Consider the following 25,614-nt stretch of genomic DNA (forward strand, 5'->3'; position numbering starts at 1 on the left):
GTGCGAGATACGCAAAGCCATTGTGCGCTGCTGTGCGTTTCCCTACCAGCCCGCAATGGTTAGCATGTACACATTGTGTAACAGGCAGATGAGGCCCTGATGATCGAGTGGTTGCTGTATATCGTACTGGGCGCTGCATTGGGCACGGTGGGCGGGTTGTTCGGCATCGGTGGCGGCTTGATCGCGATACCGGCGCTGGGCGTGCTATTCGGTCTGGACCAACAACTCGCGCAAGGCACCGCGCTGGTGATGGTGGTGCCGAATGTGCTGCTGGCGCTGTGGCGCTACAACCAGCGCAACCGCATCGAACTGCGCTACGCCTTGCCGTTGTCGCTGTGCAGTCTGCTGTTCGCCTGGCTGGGCTCGATCTGGGCGGTCGGCATCGATGCCCATTCGATGCGTCTGGGCTTTGTCGGCTTTTTGCTGGCGTTGGTGGTGTGGAACCTGGCGCGGATGTTCATGCGCACCGCACCGGCCAGCAGCCAGTTGCGTTATCCGTGGCCGTGGCTGGGTGTGCTCGGCTGTTTTGCCGGGACCATGGGCGGGCTGTTCGGGGTTGGCGGCGCGGTGGTTGCCACACCGGTACTGACCAGTGTGTTCGGCACCACTCAGGTAGTCGCCCAGGGCCTGTCGCTAGCATTGGCGGCACCGAGCACCTCGGTGACTTTGCTCACCTACGGCCTGCACCACAGTGTTGACTGGCAGATGGGCGCTGCCCTGGCCGTGGGCGGGCTGCTCAGCATCAGTTGGGGCGTGAAGCTCGCGCACGCCTTGCCCGAGCGCGTGCTGCGCATGATGTTCTGTGGCTTTTTGGTGGTGTGCGCCGTGCTGCTGGCTTACGAGCTGTAAGCCGGTCGCGCAGTCACTGGCTGGCAGTGACTGCGCGGAGCAGGTCAGCGACGGACCTGTTTGAGGGTTTCGGCGATGAGGAATGCCAACTCCAGCGACTGGTCGGCATTCAGCCGCGGGTCGCAGTGGGTGTGGTAGCGATCGGACAAGCCGTCTTCGGTGATCGGTCGCGCACCGCCAATGCACTCGGTGACGTTCTGCCCGGTCATCTCGATGTGAATGCCGCCAGCGTACGAGCCTTCGGCCTGATGAACCTGGAAGAAGTGCTTCACCTCATCGAGGATCTGCGCAAAGTCGCGGGTCTTGTAGCCGCTGCTGGCCTTGATCGTGTTGGCGTGCATCGGGTCGCAGCTCCACAGCACCTGGCGGCCTTCGCGCTCTACCGTACGGATCAGCCCCGGCAGGTGTGTGCCGACCTTGCCTGCGCCCATGCGCACGATCAGGTTCAGACGGCCTGGATCGTTGCTCGGGTTGAGCACATCGATCAGCCGAATCAACTCCTCAGGGTCCATGCTCGGGCCAACCTTGACCCCGATCGGGTTGTGCACTCCGCGCAGAAACTCGACATGCGCGCCATCGAGCTGGCGGGTGCGGTCGCCGATCCACAGCATGTGCGCTGAGCAGTCATAGAAATCGCCGGTCAGGCTGTCGCTGCGTACAAACGCCTGTTCGTAGTTCAGCAGCAGCGCTTCGTGGGCGGTGAAGAAACTGGTTTCGCGCAGCTGCGGCGCGCTGTCCAGGCCACAGGCGCGCATGAACGCCAGGGTCTCGTCGATGCGGTCGGCGAGCTGGTGGTACTTGTCGGCAAGGGCTGAGTTGGCGATGAAGTCGAGGTTCCACTTGTGCACCTGATGCAGGTCGGCAAAGCCGCCCTGGGCGAACGCGCGCAACAGGTTGAGGCTGGCGGTGGACTGGTGATACGCCTGCAGCAAGCGCTCGGGGTCGGGGATGCGGCTGGGTGCGTCGAAGCCAATGCCGTTGACGATGTCGCCGCGATACGCTGGCAAGGTCACCTGGCCGATGGTCTCGTCACCGGCCGAACGCGGCTTGGCGAACTGCCCGGCCATGCGCCCGACCTTGACCACCGGGCAACCGGCCGCAAAGGTCATGACGATGGCCATCTGCAGCAGCACCTTGAAGGTGTCGCGGATCTTCGCGGCGGAAAACTCGGCAAAGCTCTCGGCGCAATCGCCGCCCTGCAGCAGAAACGCCCGGCCCTGGGTGACCTCGGCGAATTGCCGGCGCAGCTCGCGCGCTTCACCGGCAAACACCAGCGGCGGATAGCTGGCGAGGGTCTGCTCGACCTTGGCCAGGTGCGCGGCATCGGGGTAGCTCGGCTGCTGCTGGATGGGCAGGGCACGCCAGCTTTCAGGGCTCCAGGGTTGGTTCATCACGGGCTCGTTATGGCTGTTATGGGCAATGGCTCATGGTATCAGGTGGCGGCGTGCTTGTTGCACCGCAGGCATTGACGGACAATGGCGCTTTTGTGCGCGGTGCAGCGGGAGTGGTAATGACTAACGAGCGGGAAGAGCGGCTGCTGGCTCGGGTCGAGGATGCCTATGGCATCGTCAGCGTTTACGAGGTCGAGGATTATCGTTTTCTCGAATTCGGTGAGGCCATCGAGCAAAGCTGCGTGTTTACCGCTGACCCTAGCTGGCTTGAATACGACTACACCCGGGCGATGCTGATCGGCGCGCTGTGCCATGAGCTGCCCGAGAGCGCGCTGTTTCTCGGCCTGGGTGCGGGTACGCTGACCCAGGCGTGCCTGAAGTTCCTGCCGTTGGATGACGTCGAAGCCATCGAGCTGCGCCCGGATGTACCGCGGCTGGCCATGGAATACCTCGGTCTGGACGATGACCCGCGGCTGTATGTGCGCATTGGTGATGCGGTCGAGTTGCTGCCGACGGCCGAGAAGGCTGACCTGATCTTTGTCGACCTGTATACCGACCATGGGCCGGGAGTGGCGCATCTGGCCTGGAATTTCCTCGAGCAGTGTCAGCAGCAGCTAAACCCAGGCGGTTGGCTGGTGATCAACCAGTGGGCCGGCGATGACGGCAAGCCGCTGGGTGCGGCGCTGCTGCGTGGACTCTACCACCGGCATTATTGGGAGTTGCCGGTGAAGGAGGGCAATGTCGTGGTGCTGGTGCCAGCCGAATTCGATCAGGAATTGCAGATCGACGAGTTGCGCGCGCGGGCCGAGGCGTTGGCGCCGCAGTTGGGGTATAGCCTTGAGTACCTGATCAAGACGATTCGCCCGGCGACCTGAGGCCTTCGGGGCGCATGCCCCCCGAATTGCCTGCACACTACAATTCTTCATCCTGCCACCCGCAAAAGCCGAACCGATTCAGCCATAATCCCTGGCCAGCTACCCACCCCACCACGGTCGAGAAAAAAATTTCACCGTAATCAAGGATTTCGGGTATAGTACGCGCCGGTCTTTTAGCGGGCCGCAAAATCAGGTGGTGCAAATCCTCCGAGTCCAGCTTCGGCTGCACGTCCGCTAGTCGGACCTTCTCAAGTATTTCTTTTTCAATCGTTTTCGCAAATCCCCGCCGCCAAAACTGCCTGGGTGACCTTTGGGTCTTTCAAGGCATGTGCAGTTTTGGAGCATGGGTCTTTGCGGATGCACATAGAGGCAGACCCATGACCCAGGAAACCGGCGGATTCGCCGCTCTCGGACTTAACCCGAACATTGTTGCTGCTGTAATGGCCACCGGCTACGAAGAGCCGTCCGCCATTCAGCATCAGTCGATCCCGATCATCCTCGACGGTCATGACATGATCGGCCAGGCGCAGACCGGCACCGGTAAAACCGCTGCCTTCGCTCTGCCGATCCTGAATCGCATCGATGTGAGCAAGCGCGAACCGCAAGCCCTGATCCTGGCGCCAACCCGTGAGTTGGCGCTGCAAGTTGCTACCGCATTCGAAACCTACGCCAAACAAACGCCGGGTATCAATGTAGTCGCTGTGTACGGTGGCGCCCCGATGGGCCCACAGCTGCGTGCCATTCGCAATGGTGCTCAGATCGTCGTAGCGACCCCAGGCCGTCTGTGCGACCACCTGCGTCGCGACGAGAAAGTCCTGTCGACTGTTCAGCACCTGGTGCTGGACGAAGCCGACGAGATGCTCAAGCTGGGCTTCATGGACGACCTCGAAGTCATCTTCGAGGCCCTGCCGCCGACTCGCCAGACCGTGCTGTTCTCTGCGACCCTGCCGTCGTCGATCCGCAGCATCGCCGAGCGTCATCTGCGCGAGCCGAAACACGTCAAGATCCAGAGCAAGACTCAGACCGTCACCGCGATTGATCAGGCTCACCTGATGGTTCACGCTGACCAGAAGATCGCTGCCGTACTGCGCCTGCTGGAAGTCGAAGAGTTCGATGCCCTGATCGCCTTCGTGCGTACCAAGCAAGCCACCCTGGATCTCGCTGCCGCCCTTGAAGCCAAAGGCTACAAGGCTGCCGCGCTGAACGGCGACATCGCCCAGAACCAGCGTGAGCGCGTCATCGAGTCGCTCAAGGATGGCCGCCTGGACATCGTCGTCGCTACCGACGTCGCTGCCCGTGGTCTGGACGTACCGCGCATCACCCACGTGTTCAACGTGGACATGCCGTACGACCCAGAGTCCTACGTTCACCGTATCGGCCGTACTGGCCGTGCCGGTCGCGAAGGCCGTGCACTGCTGCTGGTGACTCCACGTGAGCGCCGCATGCTGCAGGTTATCGAGCGTGTGACCGGTCAGAAAGTTGCTGAAGCCCGTCTGCCTGGCCCACAAGCTGTGCTCGATGCGCGCATCAAGAAGCTGACCGCAAGCCTGGCGCCACTGGTAGCCGAAGCAGAAACCACCCACGGCGACCTGTTCGACCGCCTGACCGCTTCGCTGGAATGCACCCCGCGTGCTCTGGCTTCGGCCCTGCTGAGCAAAGCCACCAACGGTCAGCCGCTGGACCTGGCTTCGGTTGAGCGCGAGCAGCCGCTGGTACCAACCGGTGCCCCGCGTGGCGAGCGTACCGAGCGTAGCGACCGCCCTGATCGTGGCGAGCGCAGCAGCAGCGACCGTGGCGACCGTGAGCGCCGTGCGCCAATGCCACTGGCCGAAGGCCGTGTGCGTTGCCGTACCGCTCTGGGTGCTCGTGACGGCATCGCCGCCAAGAACCTGCTCGGCGCGATCCTCAACGAAGGCGGCTTGGCCCGCGATGCTATCGGCCGTATCCAAGTGCGCGACAGCTTCAGCCTGGTCGAGCTGCCGGAAGATGGTCTGGAGCGTCTGCTGACCAAGCTCAAGGACACCCGCGTAGCCGGTAAGCAGCTCAAGCTGCGCCGCTATCGCGAGGATTGATCCTGGCGCACTAAAAAAAATCCCCGATTGATTCGGGGATTTTTTTTGCCTGAAAAACGCCCAGGCTCAATCGAAGCGATAGATGTCCATGCCCAGCGCGCCGAGGGTGAAGCCTTGATGGACCACGCCAAGGCGCGCCCCTGCACCCATCGCGAAAAACAACGGCAGCAGGTGCTCATCGCTCGGGTGGTTGCGTACCGCGTGCGGTGCCTGGCGCCGGTAGTCAAGCAGGGCAGGGCGGTCATCCGCCTCCAGCCTGGCCACGATCCAGTCGCGAAACGCCAGCGCCCAGGGCTCTACAGCATCTGGCCCAGCGTGCCAGTCCAGCTCGCCGAGGTTATGGGTGATGCTGCCTGAGCCGATCAGCAGGATGCCGTCTGCGCGCAACGCGGCCAGTGCCTGACCGACGCACTGTTGCAGCTCCGGTCCGGCGTGGCTGGGCAGCGACACCTGTACTACGGGAATATCGGCCTCGCGGTACATCAGCGACAGCGGTACCCAGGCACCATGGTCGAACGGACGCTGGTCATCAAGCCGCGCTGGCAGGCCGGCAGCGCTCAGTTGCTGGCTGATCTGACTGGCCAGCTCGGGCGCACCCGGTGCCGGGTATTCAACGACATACAGCGCTGGCGGGAAGCCACCGAAGTCGTGCCAGGTCGCTGGCTGCGGGTTGCTCATGACCAGCAGCTCGCGGCTCTCCCAATGGGCCGAGACCAGTACGATGGCTTTAGGTCGAGGCAGCTCGCGGGCCAGCCTGGCCAGGGCCGGCCCGCTGGCCCCAGGTTGCAAGGCCAGCATTGGAGAGCCGTGGGAAATAAACAGGCTGGGCAACATGGCGGTGGTCCTGAAGGCTAAGATGAGGCCATCTTCGAGCAGATTCAGATCGACTTCCAATATAAGTTTTTGCAGTGACTGATCGAAAAACCAGGAGGAAGCATGCAGGCTGCGTTTTGGCACAAGAAGTGGGCAGACAACCAGATCGGTTTTCACCAGAGCCAGGTAAATCCCTATTTGCAGGCGCATTGGCCGTCCCTGCAACTGGCGCCTGGTAGCCGGGTGCTGGTGCCGCTGTGTGGCAAGAGCCTGGATCTGCTCTGGCTCGCCGGGCAGGGCCATCAGGTGCGTGGAGTAGAGCTGTCCGCTCAGGCAATCGAGGCGTTTTTTGCCGGCAACGGGCTGCAGCCAGAGGTCTCCCGTCAGGGCCAGTTCGAGGTCTGGCGCAGCGGGGAAATCGAGCTTTGGTGTGGCGATATCTTCGACTTGCAGGCGGCTGACCTGGCCGAGTGCGCCGGGCTGTATGACCGTGCGGCGCTGATTGCCTTGCCGCAGGAAATGCGTAGCAGCTATCTGCAGTTGCTTGGCAACGGCTTGCCAGCTGGCGCCCAAGGCTTGCTGGTGACCCTTGAGTACGATCAGGCACGTATCGACGGTCCGCCGTTTTCGGTGGCTGAGCGTGAAGTGCGGGAAGGCTATGCAGGTTGGCAGGTTGATGCGCTGGGGACTCAGCAGATCATTGCCGAAAGCCCTAAGTACAGTCAGGCCGGCGTGAGCAGCTTGTTGGAGCGGGTGTATCACTTGCACCGCTGAAGCGGTCCGAGATGTAACGTGCCAGGCCGCCGCATTTGGCAGCGGCCCGGCGGGTTATCAACCGCGTTGGCGCAGCGCTTCGATACGCTCTTCCAGCGGCGGGTGGCTCATCAGCAGACCAGCCAGGCCCTGCTTGAGGCCGCCATTGATGCCGAAGGCCTTCAGCGTGTCGGGCATGTGCACCGGCATGCCTTGCTCGACGCGCAGGCGCTGCAGGGCAGCGATCATGGCGCCGGTGCCGGCCAGGCGAGCGCCGGCTTCGTCGGCGCGGTACTCGCGGCGGCGCGAGAACCACATGACGATCATGCTCGCCAGAATGCCCAGGATCAGCTCGGCAACGATGGTCGCGACGTAGTAGGCGATACCGCGGCCTTCTTCGTTCTTGAAGATCACCTTGTCGACAAAGTTGCCGATGATCCGCGCAAAGAACATGACGAAGGTGTTTACCACGCCCTGCACCAGCGCCAGGGTGACCATGTCACCGTTGGCGACGTGGCCGATTTCGTGGGCCAGCACCGCGCGGACTTCATCGGGCGAGAAGCGCTCGAGCAAGCCTTGCGACACGGCGACCAAGGCGTCGTTGCGGTTCCAGCCGGTGGCAAAGGCATTGGCCTCGTAAGCCGGGAAGATACCCACCTCGGGCATCTTGATGCCGGCTTCGCGGGATAGCTCTTCGACCGTCTGCAACAGCCATTGCTCATGGCGGGTGCGGGGCTGGGTGATGATCTGCGTGCCGGTGCTCATCTTCGCCATCCACTTGGAGATGAACAGCGAGATCAGCGAGCCGGCGAAGCCGAACACGGCGCAGAAGACCAGCAACTGGCCGAGGTCGAGGTCAACCCCATTGGCGGCCATGAACCCATTGAAGCCGAACAGGCTCAGGGTAATGCTTGCAACCAGCACCACCGCGAGGTTGGTGGCTACAAACAACAGAATGCGCATCATGGTTGTTACGTTCTCCTGACGGATGAAAATTTTGCTGACTGCGGGGTATATAAGGGGGCTGTCGCGCTGATTCAACCGGGCGACTATTTCAAACTGTGTAGCGCGGAGTATGGCAGAGGAATTTCGCCCAGCTGTAGGCGAGAGCGTTGCAGGATGTAAGGGGAATTCCGCACCCGTAGACGGGACCGCAGCGCGGCCCCGTCATGCTCAAGGCTGGATCACTGCTGGTAGGTGCGCAGGAAGTTGCCGATGCGGCCGATGGCCTGCTCCAAGTCATCTACGCGCGGCAGCGTAACCACCCGGAAGTGGTCCGGCCACGGCCAGTTGAACGCAGTGCCCTGGACGATCAGCAGCTTCTCGGAGAGCAGCAGGTCGAGGGCAAACTTCTCGTCGTTGAGGATCGGGCAGACCTTCGGGTCGATCCGCGGGAACGCATACAGCGCGCCCATCGGCTTGACGCAGCTGACACCCGGGATGTCGTTGAGCAGCTCGTAGGTCCGGTTGCGCTGCTCGAGCAGGCGGCCTGGCGGCAGGATCAGGTCATTGATGCTCTGGTAACCACCCAGGGCGGTCTGGATCGCATGCTGGGCCGGCACGTTGGCGCACAGGCGCATGTTGGCCAGCATGTCGATGCCTTCGATGTAGCTCTGGGCGTTGTGCTTGGGCCCGGAGATGATCAGCCAGCCGGAGCGGAAGCCCGCCACCCGGTACGACTTGGACAGGCCGTTGAAGGTCAGGCAGAGCAGGTCCGGGGCGAGCGCGGCGGTGCTGATGTGCACGGCTTCGTCGTAGAGGATCTTGTCGTAGATCTCGTCGGAGAACACCACCAGGTTGTGCTGGCGAGCCAGTTCGAGCATGCCCAGCAGCATCTCTTTGGAGTACACCGCGCCGGTAGGGTTGTTCGGGTTGATGATCACCAGCGCCTTGGTATTGGGGGTGATCTTGGCCTTGATGTCGGCCAGGTCCGGGAACCAGTCGGCCTGCTCGTCGCACAGGTAATGCACCGGGTTGCCGCCGGCCAGGCTTACTGCGGCGGTCCACAGCGGGTAGTCCGGTGCCGGGATGAGCACTTCGTCGCCATTGTTGAGCAACGCCTGCATCGACATCACGATCAGCTCGGAGACGCCGTTGCCAAGGTAGATGTCCTCGATGGTGACGCCTTCGATCTCTTTTTGCTGGCAGTACTGCATGACTGCCTTGCGCGCGCTGAACAGGCCTTTGGAGTCGCTGTAGCCCTGGGCGGTCGGCAGATTGCGGATCACGTCCTGGAGGATTTCATCCGGCGCCTCGAAGCCAAACGGCGCCGGGTTGCCGATGTTCAGCTTGAGGATGCGGTGGCCTTCCTCTTCCAGGCGTTTGGCGTGCTTGAGCACAGGGCCGCGAATGTCGTAGCAGACATTGGCCAGCTTATTCGATTTGCTGAACTGCATGATGTGATCCCGATTGAGAAGTCGCGGACGCGTCGCCGTCGAAAGGTTTGTAAGGGCGCGGCGCGGGTGCCAGACTTGGAGCCTTGCGCACGAAGCCAACTAATATACGTGCCACCCGCGCCGTGGAAAAGCCGGTGCGAGGTGAAATTCAGCCTGCCGAGGTGACAACATGCAAAAGATCGACAAAACCCTGGATGAATGGCGCGCCATGCTCGACCCCGAGCAGTATCAGGTGTGTCGCCTGAAAGGCACCGAGCGCCCGTTCAGCGGCAAGTACAACAGCCACAAGGCCGACGGTGTGTACACCTGCATCTGTTGCAACGCTGACCTGTTCGACTCGACCACCAAGTTCGATTCCGGCTGTGGCTGGCCAAGCTTCTATGCGCCGATTGCCGACAGCGCGATGATCGAAATCCGTGACACGACTCACGGCATGATCCGTACCGAAGTCACCTGCGCCCAGTGCGATGCGCACCTGGGTCATGTGTTCCCTGACGGCCCGCCGCCGACCGGGCTGCGCTACTGCATCAACTCGGTGTGTCTGGACTTCAAGCCGCGTGACTGACCGGAGAGCGACCATGGACGATTCTTTGCTGAACATCCCCTGCGTGACCTTGAGCGGCGAGCACAAGCTGCTCGGCGACTTCGCCGGCAAGGCACTGCTGGTGGTGAACACCGCCAGCCAGTGCGGCTTCACCCCGCAGTATCAGGGCCTGGAACAGCTATGGCGCGACTATCGCGGGCGGGGCCTGGTGGTGCTGGGCTTTCCCTGCAATCAGTTCGGCAAGCAGGAGCCCGGCGATGCCCGCGAAATCGCCTCGTTCTGCGAAGCACGCTTTGGCGTCAGTTTCCCGTTGATGCGCAAGATCGACGTCAACGGCCCAGGCACTCATCCGCTGTTCGTCGAGCTGAAAAAACGCGCGCCGGGCCTGCTTGGCACCGAGAAGGTCAAGTGGAACTTCACCAAGTTCCTGCTCGACCCGGTCAGCGGCAAGGTCACCCGCTTTGCTCCGACCACCAAGCCGCAGGCGTTACAGGCTGCGGTGGAGAAACTGCTCAACCCTTGAGCGGCACCCAGTGTTCGATCAGTGCGAGCAGGTCTTCGCGGCGAAACGGCTTGGCCAGGTAGTCATCCATGCCGGCGGCGCGGCAGCGCTCGCGCTCTTCCGGCATGGCATTGGCGGTCAGGGCGACGATGGGTAATTGTTGCCAACGTCCGCTCTGGCGAATCCGCCGGCTGGCTTCGTAACCGTCCATGACCGGCATGTTGCAGTCCATCAGGACCATGTCGACGGTTTCCCGTTCGAGCATTTCCAGGGCCTCGGCGCCTTGGCTGGCGACCAGCACCTGGCAGCCGAGCTTGCCCAGCATGCCCTTGGCCACTAGTTGATTGACCGGATTGTCTTCGACCAGCAGCACTCGTGCGCGGTGCTGCAGGGCGTTGGGCGAAGCCTGCACGGGAGCGGTGTGGGCCTGTTCGCCCTGGAGCATACGCCGCAGCGTCTGGTAGAGCGCGTTGCGCGCCAACGGCCGAGCCAGCTGCACCAGCGGAGCCAGCTCGCCGGCGCGCTCGGAGGGGAGGAAGTTGCCGTAGGCTGTGACCAGCAGAATCGGCGCAGCGAATTGCGGGCGCAGCGCGAGCAGTTGCTCGAGGTCATCGGTGATCAACAGCTCGAATGCGCCTGGCTGCAGCGTGCTGGCGCTTTCGTGCTGTTGATAGTCCAGGCCCCAGCCAGGCAGGTTGCTGCTCAGCAGCTCGGCCAGGCCACTGCCGGCCTTGCTCAGGACCACCACGCGTCCACGCAGCGGCGCGGCGGGAATCGCTTCGGTGTGGGTCAGCAGCGGCAGGTCGGCGCTGAAACGGCTGCCAAAGCCTGCGGCTGACTGGATATGCAGGTGGCCTTGCATGGCTTTGCACAGGTTGCGCGTCAGGGCCAGGCCCAGGCCGGTGCCGCCGTACTGGCGGGTGATGCCGGCACCGGCCTGGGTGAACGGCTGAAAGATTCGTGCCTGGGCCTCTTCGGGGATGCCGATGCCGGTGTCGCAGACTTCCAGGCGTACGCCGCCGACAATTGGCGACAGGCGCACATCGACACGGCCAAAGCGGGTGAACTTGAGCGCATTGGACAGCAGATTGCTGACGATCTGGCGCACCCGCGTTGGGTCGCCGAGCACGGTACTGGGAAACTGGCTGGCGATCAGGCAGGTCAGCTCGACGTTGGCGGCGGCGTTCTGCGACAGCAGGTTGGCGGTGTCTTCGACCATCGCGCCGAGGTCGAACGGGATGCGCTCCAGCTCCAGCTGCCCGGCGTCGAATTTGGACAGGTCGAGGATATCGTTGAGCAGTTCGACCAGCACCTTGCCGGAATCATGGGCGATCGACAGCTGTTGGCGCTGCTCGGCCGGCAGGCCGCTGTCCAGGGCCAGCGAGATCATGCCCAGCATGCCGTTCAGCGGGGTGCGGATCTCGTGGCTCATGTTGGCCAGGAACGCCGCGCGGGCCTGGGCCATTTCCAGGGCGCGGCGGCGTGCTTCTTCAAGGTCCTGGTTGGTCTGGCTGAGGCGATCGTTGCTTGCCTTGAGCTCGTCGGTGCGGGCCGAGACGCGGTCCTCCAGTTCGTTGAGGTAGTCGGTCAGGCGGTTTTCCGCAGCGCGCCGCTGCTGAATCTCGGTGGCCATGCTGACGAACTGCCGATTGGCCACCTTGACCAGCACGCCGATCTCGTCCGACTCGTGCCCGGGCGGGCAATCCACCCGGGTTTGCTGGGGCTGGCGCGGGTCGCTGTTGCTCAGCGCGGCAATCACCGTCACCAGCGGCTTGGTCAGCATCATGTAGAACAGGCCGAGGAGGATGCCGGTCAGCACCAGGCTGCGGGTAAAGCCGTTGAGCAGGGTGACCCAGGCGCGCTCGAGGAAGCGCCCGCCGAAGGTGTAGGTGTCGACGTCCAGGTACAGCGTGCCGAGGTAGTCCTTGGGCATCTGCGCCAGGTGCAGGCGCTCCTGAAACTGGCGTTGCTCGCCGAACAGAAAGTCGCTCAAAAGCCGATAGCGGTCTTCCAGGCGCGGGCGCTGCACATCGGCCAGCACCGTGTCATTGTTGTCGATCAGCCGCGCACGGATCACCGCCGGCGATTGCAGCAGGCCGCCGGTCAGCTCTTGGGCAAGCTCGGTGTCGATGTTGTAGGCGATGCGCGAGGCGGGGTTGTGGCTGATTTGCAATAATGCCTGCACTTCGCGGTTGATAGACGCGTCTTCGCTGGCATAATCGATACCGATCTGGATGAGACTGAGCAATGTTCCCAGTATGAAGCCGACCAGGACAGTCAGCCGGGCTTGCTTGTAAGACAGACGATTGGTGAACTTTATATCCATGGATCCCAAGCCGGTTTCGCGCTCCTGCGCTGCGCAAGCATAGCCGATCAACCTCGGCAACTGGTGGGTCTGTCAAACATTCAGCCTTTCCCTGCATCCGTTTTAACCAGGAGTCACCATGGACCCCCGCCTCACCGCCTTTCTCGAGCGCGCCGAATCGGTGCTCGCCCGGCTCGAACCGCTGCTGCCCGCGCTGCGCCCGCAGATCAACTGGGACATAACCCTGGCGGCCCGTTGGCAGCGCGATGGCCGCAGCGGCTACCTGATGCCGCTGGAAGTCAGCCTGGACATGCGCCTGTCCGACCTGATCGGGGTGGACAAGCAGCGCGATCAACTCGGCCGCAACACCCATCAATTCATCAACGGCCTGCCGGCCAACCACGCGCTGCTGTGGGGCTCGCGTGGCACCGGCAAGTCGTCGCTGGTGCGCGCCTTGCTCGCCGAGCACGCCGGCGCCGGTCTGCGCCTGATCGAGATCGAGCGCGATCACCTGGCCGACCTACCCCGGGTGGTCGAGCAATTGAGCAAGCTCAAGCAGCGCTTCGTGCTGTTTTGCGATGACCTCTCGTTTGAAGCTGGCGAGGGCGACTACCGCGTGCTCAAGAGCGTGCTCGATGGCTCGCTGGAGCAGGCGCCGGACAACGTCCTGCTGTACGCCACCTCCAACCGCCGCCACCTGGTGCCAGAGAAGCAGAGCGACAACGAAAACTGGAAGATGGTTGACGGCGAGCTGCACCCCAACGAGGCGGTGGAGGACAAGATCGCCTTGTCTGACCGCTTCGGCCTGTGGCTGTCGTTCTACCCGTTCACCCAGGAACACTTCCTCGATGTGGTCGAGCACTGGATCGGCCAACTGGCCAGTACCGCCGGGTTGCAATGGCAGCGCGACGAAGCACTGGAAATTCTCGCCGTGCGCTGGGCCACCGGGCGCGGTAATCGTAACGGCCGCTGTGCCTATCAGTTCGCCCGTTATTGGGTCGGCCTGCAATTGCTGGAGCAAAACTGAAATGATCGACCTCAATGCCAGTGGCGCAGGCCTGGACGGCTATCACCTGCTGGCCGCGCAAGTGCAGGCGCTGTTTGCCGACGAGCGCGACTTCATCGCCAATGCCGCGCAGTTCTCGGCATTCCTGTACAGCCAGCTGGATGACCTGAACTGGGCCGGCTTCTATATCAACCGTGACGAAGAGCTGGTACTTGGCCCATTCCAGGGGCAAGTGGCCTGCGTGCGCATTCCCTTCGGCAAGGGCGTGTGCGGCGCGGCCGCAGCCAGCTGGCAGACCCAGAGGGTGGAAGACGTGCATGCGTTTCCCGGGCATATCGCCTGTGACAGTGCATCGCAGAGCGAACTGGTGATTCCGCTGGTCAAGGAGGGCAGGCTGATTGGCGTGCTCGACCTCGACAGTCCCAGGCTTGCGCGTTTCACTGAGGCCGATCAGATGGGGCTGGAGCGATTGGCGGCGATCTTTCTGGAGTTGACCGACTGCTGAAAACGACAAGGGGCCTGATCAGGCCCCTTGTGCTGTGTTGCAAACGATGCAGCATGCCAATCAGTCGTAGATGACCTTTTTCTTCCAGGTCTCTTCCTCGTCGGTCTTGAGGCCTTCGGTCAACTCATTGTTGTCACTCTCGGCAGGCTCCATCTGGTCCAGCACCATAGCGTTGGCTCGGGCCAGCAGCTTCTCCAGGTAGGTCAACTGCTCTTCATACTGCTTGGGCTCCTGCTGCTTGCGCAGGTACTGCACGCCGCGCTCGAAGGCCAACCGCGCCTGACCAGGCTGATTTTGCTGGAGTGCCTGCTGGCCGAGGTTGTTGAAGAACTCGATGTGCAGCAGCACCAGGATATGGCGGATTTCCTTGACCCAGTACTTGCCCTCGTTGCTGGCCAGGAAGCCTTCCTGTGTGGCACGCACGATCTGGTTGTGCAGTGCTTCCAGCAGGAAACGCACATCCTTGGCTTTGACTTCGGTCTGGATCGGGCTCGGTGGGTTGTTCACCGGCAGCTTGTCGCCCAGTGCAATCAAACCTTCCAGCTCGGCCAGGCGCGCTTTCAGGGGGGCGCTGTTCTTGTCCACCGCCAGCTGGCGCTGCGTGACGTTGTGTTCCAGGCGCGTCATCAACAGCTTCAGCGCCGGGTTCATCAGCTGCCCGGGGAACGTCTCGTTGATTTCGCCACAGCGGCGGGCGCGTTCGGCCAGCTCGATTTTCAGCCGTGCGCGTTCGAGCTTGCTGTTCTCGACCACATTGTTGAGGTAGCCGATAACGATCAGCAGGGCAATGCCGGCAACGATGAGCAGAGTGATCAGAAGTGGTGTCACCGTTAACGCCTCATGAATAAGTTTTGCTGCAATGAGTGTAGTGAGTTCGCTGGAGGGCGAACAGTGCAGCTTGGCGGACGCCAGGCACGATGCCTGTATCCTGTGTCGGCTCGCACGGCAAAAACTGCAGTGCAGTCGATCGCTAGTGGCACTTTGCTGCGAGCTTGCCGGGCTGCTGTCAGAAAATCAACGCCAATCCCCGGACGCTACCTATATAGCTGCGCAGCCAGCGCCGAAGTCATTGATTTCAATAAATTTATACAAAGGGGTTGACGGCTTTCGAAGGCATCCCTAGAATGCGCGCCACTTGCAGCGGAAAGCTAACCGCTAGATGCAGCAAGTCAGTAATAAATAGTGAAGATGTAGCGTGTCCCCTTCGTCTAGTGGCCTAGGACACCGCCCTTTCACGGCGGTAACAGGGGTTCGAGTCCCCTAGGGGACGCCATTGCGGGAATAGCTCAGTTGGTAGAGCACGACCTTGCCAAGGTCGGGGTCGCGAGTTCGAGTCTCGTTTCCCGCTCCAGTTTTCAGGGTTTTGCCTCACGGCAGGGCTCGAAAAAAGAAATCCAGGGCTTGTACCTGGTGCGCTGTAAAGCGTCGGCATTGTCCCCTTCGTCTAGTGGCCTAGGACACCGCCCTTTCACGGCGGTAACAGGGGTTCGAGTCCCCTAGGGGACGCCATTTGCGGGAATAGCTCAGTTGGTAGAGCACGACCTTGCCAAGGTCGGGGTCGCGAGTTCGAGTCTCGTTTCCCGCTCCAGTTTTTCAAACTGTGGCGTTCATGACGTAACAGCGGTGGTGAAGGGCAGTACGCCGGTCACGCCGACAGAAGCACGCTTTACATTGCGGGAATAGCTCAGTTGGTAGAGCACGACCTTGCCAAGGTCGGGGTCGCGAGTTCGAGTCTCGTTTCCCGCTCCAAACGTAGTACGAAAAAGGGGACCTCTGGTCCCCTTTTTTGCGTCTGGATTTTTTCACGCTGATCCAGTGACTGCGCCGGCGCCCCTGAATCAGGGGCGTGTAGGGCTCAGCGGTAGGTGATGGTGAAGTTCAACGCGCCCTCACCCACGCCCGGTTTCACCCGCGGGTCGATCTGAACATAGCGTGCCTGAAAATCCAGGCGGGTGAGGCCGATGTCCAGGGCTTTCATCAACTGATCGGCTTGCAGCGGCATCGGCGAGCCGTCGCTGCGCAATATCTGAATACCCAGGCCGATATCGTCCGACGTGCTCGTCAGGCTGAACACGCCTTGATCAGGGTCGATTGCCCGAGAGCCTTTGGCACCGTCGAGATACACATGGACATCCGCACGGGTGGCGCCGGGCACACTGCTGTCCTGGCAATCGTTTAGGGTGATATGGAAGGGTACAGACGGCGTGTGCGTGCCGACGCCCTTGAAGTCTTCAACCTTGTGATCACCCAGCAACACCGGGTCGGCACTTACCGCATCGGCTTTGAGGGAGCATTGCGCGCGAGTGACCGTCGCCGTGAGCCGGTAGTCCAGCACTTTGCCCAGGTCGTGGACAATCCCATGGAACATCTCTCCAGCGATCCGCTGCGGCCCCGCGGCGATGTCGCCGGTCTTGATGAACACCGCCTCGCCATTGATGGTGCTCAGTGACGCGGGGAAGCTGGTCATGGTCCTCATGGCGCCAGAGTAGGGGACTGCGTTGACAGCGTCCGGGCTGAAGCTATTGGTGCTGCTGCCATCGTAGGGATATCCCAAATCGATATACACACCGACGCCTGGGATATTGGTTTGCAGCACGTGACCATCAACGTTCTTGCCTTCGACCGGTGGCAGGCTGCCGCTGAACAGCGGTGCAGTGTTGGGCAACCTGGCGGTGACTGGGGTGGCGGCATCATAAAAACACTCCAGCGTCGTGCTCTCGTTATTGCGAGCGAATAATCGTGCTTTGCCAATGACGGTGCCGACCGGGGCGTCGCGAGGGATCCAGAAGCTGCCCATGTCTTTGACGAAGGTCATGTAGGCGCCACCGGTGCCAAATGCGCATCTGCCGTAGGCGTTGGTCGAGGCCAGCCCGAGCGCGAGGTTGCCCAGGATCAGCACGAGGGGACGCAGGGTACTGCGCAGCGCAGAAGTCATGAGGTTTGTTCCTGTAAGAGGGTAGCGGAGGCCGGGGCGGCGTCGTCAGGGGAGTGCGGCAGGCACGCCAGCGTTTGCAGGCGATAGCCGTCGCTGTACGGCATCGTTTGCGCATCCAGCATCACCTGGCAGTGTTGAATAGCGCTGTCGCCCCAGCGCACCTGCAGCTGCTGCAGCCCGGGTTCGGTGGTGGCCAGCAGGGTTTGCCCGGCTTGGCCGACGCTCCCCAGTACCTCGCCCTGGGCATTGCTGACCTGGGCACCGAAGGGCAGCGGGCGGCCGTCGGGCTGATGCAGGGTCAGCACCATCCGCAGCACCTTGCGGGCATCGAAACGGGCCTTGATCACCGCGCCCCGGCGCGGCACCACCTGCTGGCTGGCATTGTCGATGATGACCTCGGGCGATAGCTGGTCGGTGTCCAGCACCAGCGAATTGATCCGATACGGGTTCAGGTGCGAGACCAGCAGATAGCCCTGGGCGTCGGTGCGGGCCGAGGACGCGTTCTGCACGCCGACGTTGGCGACGTCGGGTACATGGACCAGGGCCGGGGTTTCGCCCAGATAGCTGCCGAAGGCGATACCGTCGGCATGCACCAGTACCGCACCGCTGGCGTTCAGGGACAGGCTGCGTTGCTGGCGTGACTCGTTGTAACCTGCGCCGAAGCTGGCCTGGCTGCCCTGATAAGCGAGGGATACGGCGCCGTTCTGGTGCTGGTTCCGATCGTTGTTGAGCGAAGCATGGTAGCTGAGGCGATCATCCAGCAGGCCGCCCTGCAGGCTCGCCCGCTCGGTGGACTTGCCATCGACGTGTTGCAGGTTGAACGAAGCGGTATGCGGGCGGCGGCCAAAGTCCAGCGGCAGGCTCAAGCTGACCCCGAACTGGCGGCTGTCGGTGTTGCGCGAACTGAGCGACTGCGAGGCGAACAGGTTGACGCCCAGCTTGTCCACGCGGGTGTTGTACTGCAACTGATACTGACGGCGTTGCTGATTGCTGTGCCAGAAGTCTTCCTGCGACAGGGTCAGGCTCAGCGAACTGCTGCGCCCAAGGTTCTGGTACAGCGAGGCCTCGACCCGGCTGCGCCGGCTGCCTGCAAAGCGCGCGTCGGCGAAGCGCTGCTGGACCGCTTCGTCAAAGTCGCGGTAGCCCTCGGTGGAGTAGCGGTAGCCGGCGAAGCGCAGGCTGGTGCGGGTCTGGAAGGTCTTGCCGTAACGCAGGCTGTAACTTTGCCCCTGGACGTGGCCCAGGGTGCTACCCAGGTCGGTATTGGCCTGGGTGACATCCAGCGAAAACGCGCCCAGCTCGCCGAAGTCGCGGGCCATGCCCAGCACATCGGCTCGGTAGTGGTCACTGACAAGCAGGCCGCCATAAAGGGTGGTGCCCCAGGCGCCGCCGCGCGCCAGCGTGCCCTGCCAGAAGCGCGGCTCGTCGAGGTGCCTGGCGCCAGTGTAATTGCCAACGGTGGCGCTGTAGCGCCAGACGCCTTCGCGCAGGAGGCTGCCCATCGATGAATAGGGCTGGATGAAACGGCTGACCTGGCCATCGCTCTCGGTGACGACGATTTCCAGCTCACCGTTGCCGGAGCCGACACTCAGGTCGTCGATTTCGTAGGGGCCGGGCGCCACGTAGGTCGAGTAGATCGGGAAGCCGCTGCGCAGCACTTCGACCTTGGCCCGGGTTTGTGCCACACCGCGGATCACCGGGGCGTACTGTTGCAGGGTGTCGGACAGCATCCCCTGGTCGGAGGCCAGGCGCGCGCCGGAGAAGGCGAAGGAGCGAAACATGTCGCCGCTGGCAAAGGTTTCACCCAGGGTGAGGTTGGCATACAGGCCCGGCAGGTCGCGCTGGGCGTAGGTGTCGGTGCGGGTCCAGCGGCGCCGGCCCTGTTCATCCTCGCGCAGGAACTGTTGGCTGCGCAGGCGCCAGGCCCCCAGATTGAGCCCGCTGTTGAGGTTGAGGTCCTGGCTGTGGGTGTTGCGCCCGTCGCGCCGGCTGCTGTGCTGGGCAGACGCCTGGTAGTTGATGAAGGCGGCCGGGATGCCGGTGTCCCAGCGTTCTTGCGTCACGGTGCTGGAGCGATCCTGGCGCAGGGCAATCTGTGGGATCGACAGCGACAAGCGTAGCTGCGACGGATCGAAATCAACCCGCGCCTGGGGGATCAGCGCTGCCAGGTCGATACAGCGATCGTCATCGGGCAAGGGCGTTTCCAGCGCCTGCTCGCGCAGGTTCAGGTCGCGCAACAGGTCGCGGGTCAGGCAGGCCTGTAACGCTTTGCCTTTGCCAGACTGACGGAATTCGATCTCGCGCGTTTCGACGGGCGTGAGGTTGACCAGCAGTGCCACCCGATAGCGCCCAGGGGTCAGCGGGGTATCCGCCGCCAGGCTTTGCAGGGCAAGCGCACCCGCTTCGGCCGCCTGGCCGGGTGGTTGGCGCATGAAACCTGCCTGGAACTGCGAAGAGGGGCTTTCGGCAAGGGCGGGTGCGCTCAGCACCAGGGTTAGGCAACTGCCCGTAAAGGGTTGAAGCAGGGCGATGCGCAGGCGCGACGGCAGAGGCCTGCGCCGGTCAAGTCGGGACATGGGAGGATCCTGAACTGCATGCACTACCGATCGCAGCGGATCGGTGAGTGGTGGCTGGAGCGTGGGGGGAACCGCGATGTACCGACCGCCTCAGCGGCAGGTACATCGGGTTCGAGGGCGCTAGGTTAGGCTGGCGCCGGGAGGGGGGATGTAGGCAATTTCTCTGGTTCGCAGTGGAGTAGTCTACGTAGCGATATGGACTACCGCTGCATGGCGCAGAGGGTGTTCAGGCTCGACAACCCTTAGGTTTAGCCATTTATGATTCTCCATTGCTGGTGATTATCTCTCCAGGCGATGTATTGCCCCTTACCCACTTGGGTAAAGTCAGCGGGCACTGGTCTCCATGGGGATGCCGCCCCTGGTGTGGCAGTTGTATGGCCACTGTTTGCTACCGGATTGACGCTCGACGCTGAGCTCGCGCGCGAGAGTGCCGGGGAAGCGACTGGTGACGGACTGGAAGCGTTTTCGAACATCTCTAGGTCCAGCCCTGACCAACTTTGTGAACCGGTTCTGCTTCCCATGGCTGCGTCGGGCTCGGGCAAGTTGGCGATCGAGCTTCTGGTGGGTCCACTCAAACTCGGCGACCTCGACAGCCCCGCTGGCGCATTACCTTTGACCTTGCTCGTGGCCGTGGCGACCTTGGAGACATTGTCGAACAAGGCTTTTTCCCCCGCTTGGTAACTGGCCGCGGCTTTCGCAGACTGCGCCGCCTTGACTGCGCCAAGTGCAGCGCGAGTGCCATTGATGCCCGCAGCCCCGATGAAGCCGCCCATGAAACTGAGCCCGTAGGCGATGTAGGTCAGGTTGGCGTTGTCATCTCCGGTAATTGCGGTGTAGGTCTGGATGCCGAGCGCCGCTGCGTTGGCTGCCACCCCGCCCAGACCGGCAACATAGCTCAGCGTGAGGCCAATGGTCGCCGGTGCGGTCCACGGCATGGTGAAGGCCGCCACGCCGAGCATCAAGGCGGCGATGCCTACGCCGATCCATGCGCCCCACGGTGTCTTCGGCTTCTCCGGCGGATCGACATACGACGGTGGATCGCGATCCGGCGAGACGCCTTCGGCCCGGTGCCCGGTGGGGTCACGCCAGTTGACCGGGTTGCCCAGTGCATACAGGTAGGGGTTGATGCCGGCCTCTTCGGGGCTCAGCGAATCCGGGCTGTGGAAGCGCATCAAGCCTGGGTTGTAGGCACGATAACCGTTGCCCAGCAGGTACCAGCCAAGCGCCTCTTCACGGGCTTCGCCGTTGAACGCCAGCAGGCTGCGCATGCCATTGTCATCGGGCCGTTCGCCGTAGGCACTATAGTCTGCGTGGCGGGTGCCCTGCGCATCGCATTCGCCGATGACGCTGCCCGACAGGTCGCTGAGCAGCAGTTGCGTGGCGTCGGCATCGGCGGGGTAGTGCTGCACCCCCAGCGGTTGGATGCCGGCATACAGGTAGTGGGTCAGCACATCGTCTTGCGAGGTGCAGTGCAATTGCTGACCTAGGAAGCGCCGGTCGACCTGGCGAGTGCCGCCGTGCAGCGAGCCCACCAGCTCATCATGGCCATCGTACTGGTACTCGACCAACGGAGTCACACCGTCGACCTCCAGCACCCGTTGCAGGCGGCCGAGGGTGTCGTATTCAAGCTTGCGCCCCTGCTCGTCATTGAGCATGTTGCCGAATTCGTCGTAGTCGAACGCTTGCTCTGCGGGGTAATCCTCAAGCAGGCGATGGGTCACTTTGGTCAGCTTGAAGCTGCCATCCGTCGCGTAGGTAAAGTCGGCTCGGTCGCTGGTGCCATCGGCGAATTGGGTTACGCAGCGGGTGAGGTTGTCTCGTTCGTCGAATCGGAACTGCTGCAGACTGATCGGCCGCCCTTTGGCATTGCGCGGCAGTGCCTCGCCGTCACAGCAATGTTCGAAGAGGCGATCGAGCTCATCGTACTCGAAAGTCTCTTTGCGCACCTGTTTGCCAGCGCGGTGCAAGGTACGGCTCGCAAGCAGGTCGTTGTCCAGCCAGGTCAGGTTGACTACCTGCTGTTCGCTGCCATTGACGCTCAGTGTGCGGGTAACCTCGCGGCCCAGCGCGTCGTAGGCCAGCGTGCACTGCACCTGGCGATCGGCATTGTCGCTGTCGCGGGTGGTGGTGGAGGCGAGCAAGCCTTCGCTGTTGTAGCCGAAGGTACAGTGCAGGCTGCCCTGGTCCACGCGGGTGACGCGCCCGAGGCTGTCATAGGCATAGTGGCAGTCGTGACCATCGGAGTGCTCGCGGGCCTGGATTCGCCCTTGCAGCGAGTGCCGGTAGGCGTTGTGATGCTGTTGCTGGTCGGCGACTTTCCAGGTTTCTGCGCGCAGGTGACCCTGAGCGGAGTAGTGGTATTCGCGGCTACCGCTGGCATTGGCGGCACTGGCAATCTCTGCGCTCACCGCGTCGTAGGCATAATTGGCCTGCAATTCGCTGCTGGGCGCGCTTTGACCCTCCACTTCGATCCGGGCGCTGACGTGGGTCGGCTGCACGGTCAACTGCGGCAGGTACTGGTAGCCGATCACCCGCTTGCGCAGGCCCTTGCCAGTGCGCTCGAGGCTGTAGCTCGTGCGCTTCTCCACCAGCGGGGTGGTGCTGCGGTAATCGTATTCTTCTAGGCGCGGGCCAACCTTGACCTTGACCAGCCGATCCAGGCCGTCAAAGGCACGCTCGCAGACTGTCTCGGCGTCGCTGCCGGCACTTTTGCGCACCTGCAAGGCGGTGGTCAGTTCACTGGCGCTCTGCGCGGCGAAGTGACGGATCAGGGCGCTGCCATCCGGACGCACGGTCTCGACCATTCGGCCCCAGACGTCATAGGTGTATTGCGTCACGCGGCGTACTGCCTGGGTGCTGTTGTCAGTGAAGCTGAAGGTGTCCTGGACGCAGCGGCCGAGCCCGTCATAGACGAAGTCCTTACGCCCCACCTGGAGCGCTGGCTGGTCTCCCTGCTCGAGCTGGCGGTACTCGAATACCGGCTTGTTGAACGCATTGAGTTGGCTGACCCGCAGCTGTTGCTTGACCCCGGGTGCATCCGGGCTCTCGGACCAGTTGGTGAGACGGTCGCCACCGTCGCCGAACGGGGTGAAGTGGGTCAGCTCCCTGACGCCGTCTGGACGGGTCACTTCACTGCGTCGGCCCCAGCCGTCGTAACCGTAGCTATAGCTCAGGGTGACGTCCGGGGTCAGCGCCCGGGCATCCCCCGGCTGCGTCGGATAGTCATGGAAGGTTTCACCGACCAGACGGCCGACCGAGTCGTAGCGCATGGTCGACACGGTGTACTTCAGACGCTGTTGCGGGTCGCCTGGCATGGCGACTTCGCGCTCTTCCCTGATCTGGCGGTTTTGGCCATCGTAGACGATGCGCGTGAGCACCCCCTTGGCGTCGGTGACTTCCTCGCAGCTGCGCGTGCGGCGGTCTTCTTGCAGGATCGGGTAAGCGAAGCGGCGGGTGGCCCGGTAGGTCGGGTCATCGGGCGCGGTGGTCTGCTCGACCAGGCGATCGAGCACATCGTACTGGTAGCGGGTGACCACACCGAGGGTGTCCTGGTCTTCGACCAGATGGCCGCTGATGATCGACTGCGCCGAACGGGTAGTGGTCTCCAGGGTGCCGCATGGCGCGCTGTAGGTCTCGCGTGTCTGCAGCCAGGTCGATTGCCCGGCAGGGTCATCGACCAGCTCGTAGCGCCAGCGGCGGCTGGCGGAAACGCCATTCATGGCGAACTGATGCTGGTCGAGGCGACCGTGCAGATGCGGCTTATCGGGCAGGTTCAGGTAGCTGCGACGGTTGCTGTGCAACAGCGCTTCGTGTTCCTTGGCCTGATCGAGGGTGACCTCGAAGGTATCCTCCTGCGCGAGTGCGAGCCAGCCTTCAGGCCGCGTCTGAAGGGTGTTCCGGCTCAGGCCAGGGAGCAGCGTATAGCGATAGCGATTACGTTTGATCGCCGCGGCGGGCAGCGTCTCGTCGTCGACCGGGGCGGGGTAGACCGTCTCGCATTTGAGGTTGCGCACGAAGCCTTCCGGGTCCGCCGGGCAGCCGTCGCTTTGCGTCCTGGGATAGTACTCGCGCACGGTGCGTATGCCATTGGCGTTGGTCTCTTCGATCAGGTTGCCAAACGCGTCATAGCGGGTTTGCAGGGTTTCCGCGCGCCGGTCCTGCGAGTTGCCCTGCAGGGTCCAGGTCTTGGTCACCGTGTGCGGCAACTGAAAGAAGTTCGGCTGGTCGGCGAACTGCAGGTTGGGCAGTTCATGGTAGGTGGTGGTGACGGTTTCAATGCAGCCTTGTTGGGTAGTGACCTGTTCGGTCATCAGGTGGAAACGGTTGAAGCTGCGTTTGACGGTGCGCAGTACCTGGCCATCGAGGTAATGGCTGGCGGTGGAGTCGTAGCTGAAGTTGGCCTGGGTCGACTTGTAGAGGTTGTCCTCGCCCTGGTCGGACCAGGTGACGCCGGCGCCATAGCCGAGAAAGTTATTGCTGCTGAAGGTGTAGGTGTTCTTCATGTGGGTGGATTCATCCAGCGGATCAGGCTGGAGAATGTGTTCGGCGGCATAGGGCAGCGTGCGTGCGACCCCCGGAAGCGCGTGACCGTCTTCCTTGTAGGCCACCGTCTCGACGCCACCGATGGGGTTGGCCAAGCGAGTCAGGTAGTACAAGCCGCCAATGGTTCGATAGGTGAAGTCCCAGCCCGCCTGGTCGGTGCCGGGCAGGGTGATCCGGGTCAGCTGGTCGCCTTCCAGGCCCAGGGTGAAGCGGGCATGGGCGTCGGTCGCGGGGTGCAGGTCGAGCAGTACCCGGGCGTTGCCGCTGTAGTCGATGCTCAGCAGGGTGCGTTGGCTGTCGTCGCTGATCGACGCCAGGCGCGGTTGGCCGTTGAGGACTTGATACGTCAGGTCGACGCCATGCCCGGAGGGCGCCAGTACCCGCACCGGCAGGGCCACGTCGAAGCCTGGGCCCTGGGGTTCGAGGATTTCGACAAGGCCCGATTTATGGGCAATGCGCAAGCGCTTGTGTTCGCCTTCGCTGATGTTGCTGAACTGGAAGCTTTCCAGTTTGCGCTCCGCGATGACCGCGGTTTGCCCAGGGCCGTTATCGGCGACCTTGAAGCTTTCGCCGGTGTGCAGCTCGAGCATGCCATCGGCGAGGCTGAAGCGGGTCAGTTTAAGGCTCCAGCCGATGCCGAAGCCGCTGTTGCGTTCGTTCATCGGGTTGAAGCTCAACTGCAGGGGCAGGTCGGGGCCGCACAGTGCGTTGGGGTTGAGTGCCGGCAAGTCGATGCCCAGTGCATATTGGCCGGTGCGTGGATCGACACTGCCCTGAACGAAACTCATGAAGTTGAAGGCATTGGAATGCAGAGACATACAGTGCTCCAGGTGAAACCACTCAGCTCAGTGGGTGGGGGGGACAGGGGACGTGTCGACGGTGACTTTGCCGAGGGTGTCGCGGGTTATATTATTTTCAGTCTTTGCATCGACGACGATGCCCAGGCCTTCCTTGATAAAGTCGTTCGCCAGATAACCATTAACGAAGTAATCGACGTCGTGGCTGTCCAACTTTGAAGTCTGGTGAGTGGTTTTCAAACGCATCCACCACTGTGGTGTACCGTCACTGTTCAGTTGTCTGGACGCGAGTGTGATGCGTGTGGCAGACGGTAAGTCGTCCATTTGAATCTTGCGCGGTCTGCCCAGTTGGGTATCGCCTCGGGTGAGGTCCAGTGTGAAGGTTCGACCGTTGGCATCTGCCGGGATATTGAGAATCTTTGAATCTTGATCGGGATCGCTGACGATGATCACCGCAGATTGCAAGCGTGCGTTGTTATGGGTCATGAAACACTAACCTCGTGAATTAATAGTTTGGTTCACACGTGCGTGCAGGGCCTGTGTGAGCACAATTGGCGGGTGCCGTGCAGCGCTGTTTGAAGATTGGCAGGCTAGGAGAGTTTGACTGGGTGCGCACCTCGTAACATTCACAGGTGCGCGCAGGCTGGCCGCAAGCTGGCGAATCCAGAGGGCTGGTGAGTTCACCGTGAGCAGCCTAGTAGTTGTGCCAGCTGTTCGACTCATTCAACCCGGCTTATAACTGAGGCCCGGCAA

The 25,614-nt window shown here is 62.5% G+C and carries 16 protein-coding genes, 5 tRNA genes and 2 pseudogenes; 13 read left to right on the forward strand and 10 right to left on the reverse strand.

Going from position 1 to position 25,614, the window contains the following annotated elements; all coding sequences use genetic code 11:
- Positions 1-99: 99 nt before the first annotated feature.
- The gene (locus ACIOAU_RS11905; protein ID WP_103438148.1) at positions 100-849 is read left to right on the forward strand and encodes a sulfite exporter TauE/SafE family protein; all 750 of its coding nucleotides are present in this window, start codon (positions 100-102) and stop codon (positions 847-849) included.
- Between the two features lie 44 nt (positions 850-893).
- Here ACIOAU_RS11905 and ACIOAU_RS11910 read toward each other — a convergent pair whose 3' ends face one another.
- Positions 894-2,240: a class II 3-deoxy-7-phosphoheptulonate synthase gene (locus ACIOAU_RS11910; protein WP_101321563.1), complete on the reverse strand. Its 1,347-nt coding sequence runs from the start codon at positions 2,238-2,240 to the stop codon at positions 894-896.
- A gap of 119 nt (positions 2,241-2,359) precedes the next feature.
- On the opposite strand from ACIOAU_RS11910, the gene ACIOAU_RS11915 reads away from it, so the two are divergent.
- Complete coding sequence (locus tag ACIOAU_RS11915) at positions 2,360-3,115, forward strand: spermidine synthase (RefSeq protein ID WP_188036499.1); 756 nt, start codon at positions 2,360-2,362, stop codon at positions 3,113-3,115.
- Positions 3,116-3,458: 343 nt separating this feature from the next.
- Positions 3,459-5,187 (forward strand): annotated as a pseudogene (locus ACIOAU_RS11920) (DEAD/DEAH box helicase).
- Positions 5,188-5,253: 66 nt separating this feature from the next.
- On the opposite strand, the gene ACIOAU_RS11925 reads toward ACIOAU_RS11920, so the two are convergent.
- Positions 5,254-6,021 carry a DODA-type extradiol aromatic ring-opening family dioxygenase gene (locus ACIOAU_RS11925; RefSeq protein WP_401182141.1) on the reverse strand — a complete coding sequence of 256 codons (768 nt, stop codon included), beginning with the start codon at positions 6,019-6,021 and terminating at the stop codon, positions 5,254-5,256.
- Positions 6,022-6,123: 102 nt separating this feature from the next.
- Here ACIOAU_RS11925 and ACIOAU_RS11930 point away from each other — a divergent pair, with 102 nt between their 5' ends.
- Positions 6,124-6,774 carry a thiopurine S-methyltransferase gene (locus tag ACIOAU_RS11930; RefSeq protein ID WP_401182144.1) on the forward strand — a complete coding sequence of 217 codons (651 nt, stop codon included), beginning with the start codon at positions 6,124-6,126 and terminating at the stop codon, positions 6,772-6,774.
- Between the two features lie 57 nt (positions 6,775-6,831).
- Here the strand turns inward: ACIOAU_RS11930 and htpX are convergent, their stop codons facing one another.
- Positions 6,832-7,719: a protease HtpX gene (htpX, locus tag ACIOAU_RS11935; protein ID WP_101321555.1), complete on the reverse strand. Its 888-nt coding sequence runs from the start codon at positions 7,717-7,719 to the stop codon at positions 6,832-6,834.
- Between the two features lie 218 nt (positions 7,720-7,937).
- The gene (locus tag ACIOAU_RS11940) at positions 7,938-9,149 is read right to left on the reverse strand and encodes a pyridoxal phosphate-dependent aminotransferase (protein ID WP_101321553.1); all 1,212 of its coding nucleotides are present in this window, start codon (positions 9,147-9,149) and stop codon (positions 7,938-7,940) included.
- Between the two features lie 169 nt (positions 9,150-9,318).
- On the opposite strand from ACIOAU_RS11940, the gene msrB reads away from it, so the two are divergent.
- Positions 9,319-9,714, forward strand: a complete 396-nt coding sequence (gene msrB / locus ACIOAU_RS11945) for a peptide-methionine (R)-S-oxide reductase MsrB (RefSeq protein ID WP_101321551.1) — start codon at positions 9,319-9,321, stop codon at positions 9,712-9,714.
- A 13-nt stretch (positions 9,715-9,727) separates the two neighbouring features.
- Positions 9,728-10,216, forward strand: coding sequence for a glutathione peroxidase (locus tag ACIOAU_RS11950; protein WP_401182149.1), 489 nt, complete (start codon positions 9,728-9,730; stop codon positions 10,214-10,216).
- On the opposite strand, the pseudogene ACIOAU_RS11955 reads toward ACIOAU_RS11950, so the two are convergent.
- Positions 10,206-12,562 (reverse strand): annotated as a pseudogene (locus tag ACIOAU_RS11955) (response regulator). The gene ACIOAU_RS11950 and the pseudogene ACIOAU_RS11955 overlap by 11 nt on opposite strands.
- Positions 12,563-12,639: 77 nt before the next feature.
- On the opposite strand from ACIOAU_RS11955, the gene ACIOAU_RS11960 reads away from it, so the two are divergent.
- Both ACIOAU_RS11960 and ACIOAU_RS11965 read left to right on the forward strand, forming a co-directional pair.
- Positions 12,640-13,527, forward strand: coding sequence for an ATP-binding protein (locus ACIOAU_RS11960; RefSeq protein ID WP_150570124.1), 888 nt, complete (start codon positions 12,640-12,642; stop codon positions 13,525-13,527).
- A 1-nt stretch (position 13,528) separates the two neighbouring features.
- Complete coding sequence (locus tag ACIOAU_RS11965) at positions 13,529-14,011, forward strand: GAF domain-containing protein (protein WP_150570125.1); 483 nt, start codon at positions 13,529-13,531, stop codon at positions 14,009-14,011.
- Positions 14,012-14,071: 60 nt separating this feature from the next.
- On the opposite strand, the gene ACIOAU_RS11970 is transcribed toward ACIOAU_RS11965, so the two are convergent.
- On the reverse strand, positions 14,072-14,839 hold the full coding sequence (locus tag ACIOAU_RS11970) for a hypothetical protein (RefSeq protein WP_150570126.1): 768 nt from the start codon (positions 14,837-14,839) through the stop codon (positions 14,072-14,074).
- Between the two features lie 369 nt (positions 14,840-15,208).
- Here ACIOAU_RS11970 and ACIOAU_RS11975 point away from each other — a divergent pair.
- The 5 genes from ACIOAU_RS11975 (at position 15,209) to ACIOAU_RS11995 (ending at position 15,760) form a co-directional block, all read left to right on the forward strand.
- Positions 15,209-15,284, forward strand: a tRNA-Glu gene (locus ACIOAU_RS11975).
- A gap of 2 nt (positions 15,285-15,286) precedes the next feature.
- Positions 15,287-15,362, forward strand: a tRNA-Gly gene (locus ACIOAU_RS11980).
- A gap of 82 nt (positions 15,363-15,444) precedes the next feature.
- Positions 15,445-15,520 (forward strand) — tRNA-Glu (locus tag ACIOAU_RS11985).
- Between the two features lie 3 nt (positions 15,521-15,523).
- Positions 15,524-15,599: transfer RNA gene (locus ACIOAU_RS11990), tRNA-Gly, on the forward strand.
- Between the two features lie 85 nt (positions 15,600-15,684).
- Positions 15,685-15,760, forward strand: a tRNA-Gly gene (locus ACIOAU_RS11995).
- A gap of 106 nt (positions 15,761-15,866) precedes the next feature.
- Here ACIOAU_RS11995 and ACIOAU_RS12000 read toward each other — a convergent pair.
- From ACIOAU_RS12000 to ACIOAU_RS12015, 4 genes are all read right to left on the reverse strand, one after another.
- Positions 15,867-16,946, reverse strand: a complete 1,080-nt coding sequence (locus tag ACIOAU_RS12000; protein WP_401182154.1) for a fimbrial protein — start codon at positions 16,944-16,946, stop codon at positions 15,867-15,869.
- Positions 16,943-19,522 carry a fimbria/pilus outer membrane usher protein gene (locus ACIOAU_RS12005; protein ID WP_401182157.1) on the reverse strand — a complete coding sequence of 860 codons (2,580 nt, stop codon included), beginning with the start codon at positions 19,520-19,522 and terminating at the stop codon, positions 16,943-16,945. Before ACIOAU_RS12005 ends, ACIOAU_RS12000 begins: the two co-directional genes overlap by 4 nt.
- 248 nt (positions 19,523-19,770) lie before the next feature.
- The gene (locus ACIOAU_RS12010; protein ID WP_401182160.1) at positions 19,771-24,882 is read right to left on the reverse strand and encodes an RHS repeat-associated core domain-containing protein; all 5,112 of its coding nucleotides are present in this window, start codon (positions 24,880-24,882) and stop codon (positions 19,771-19,773) included.
- A gap of 27 nt (positions 24,883-24,909) precedes the next feature.
- Positions 24,910-25,347: a hypothetical protein gene (locus ACIOAU_RS12015; RefSeq protein ID WP_312389550.1), complete on the reverse strand. Its 438-nt coding sequence runs from the start codon at positions 25,345-25,347 to the stop codon at positions 24,910-24,912.
- Positions 25,348-25,614: the final 267 nt, after the last annotated feature.

Source organism: Pseudomonas sp. NPDC088322 (genome assembly GCF_044740745.1).
Lineage (GTDB): Bacteria > Pseudomonadota > Gammaproteobacteria > Pseudomonadales > Pseudomonadaceae > Aquipseudomonas > Aquipseudomonas shirazensis.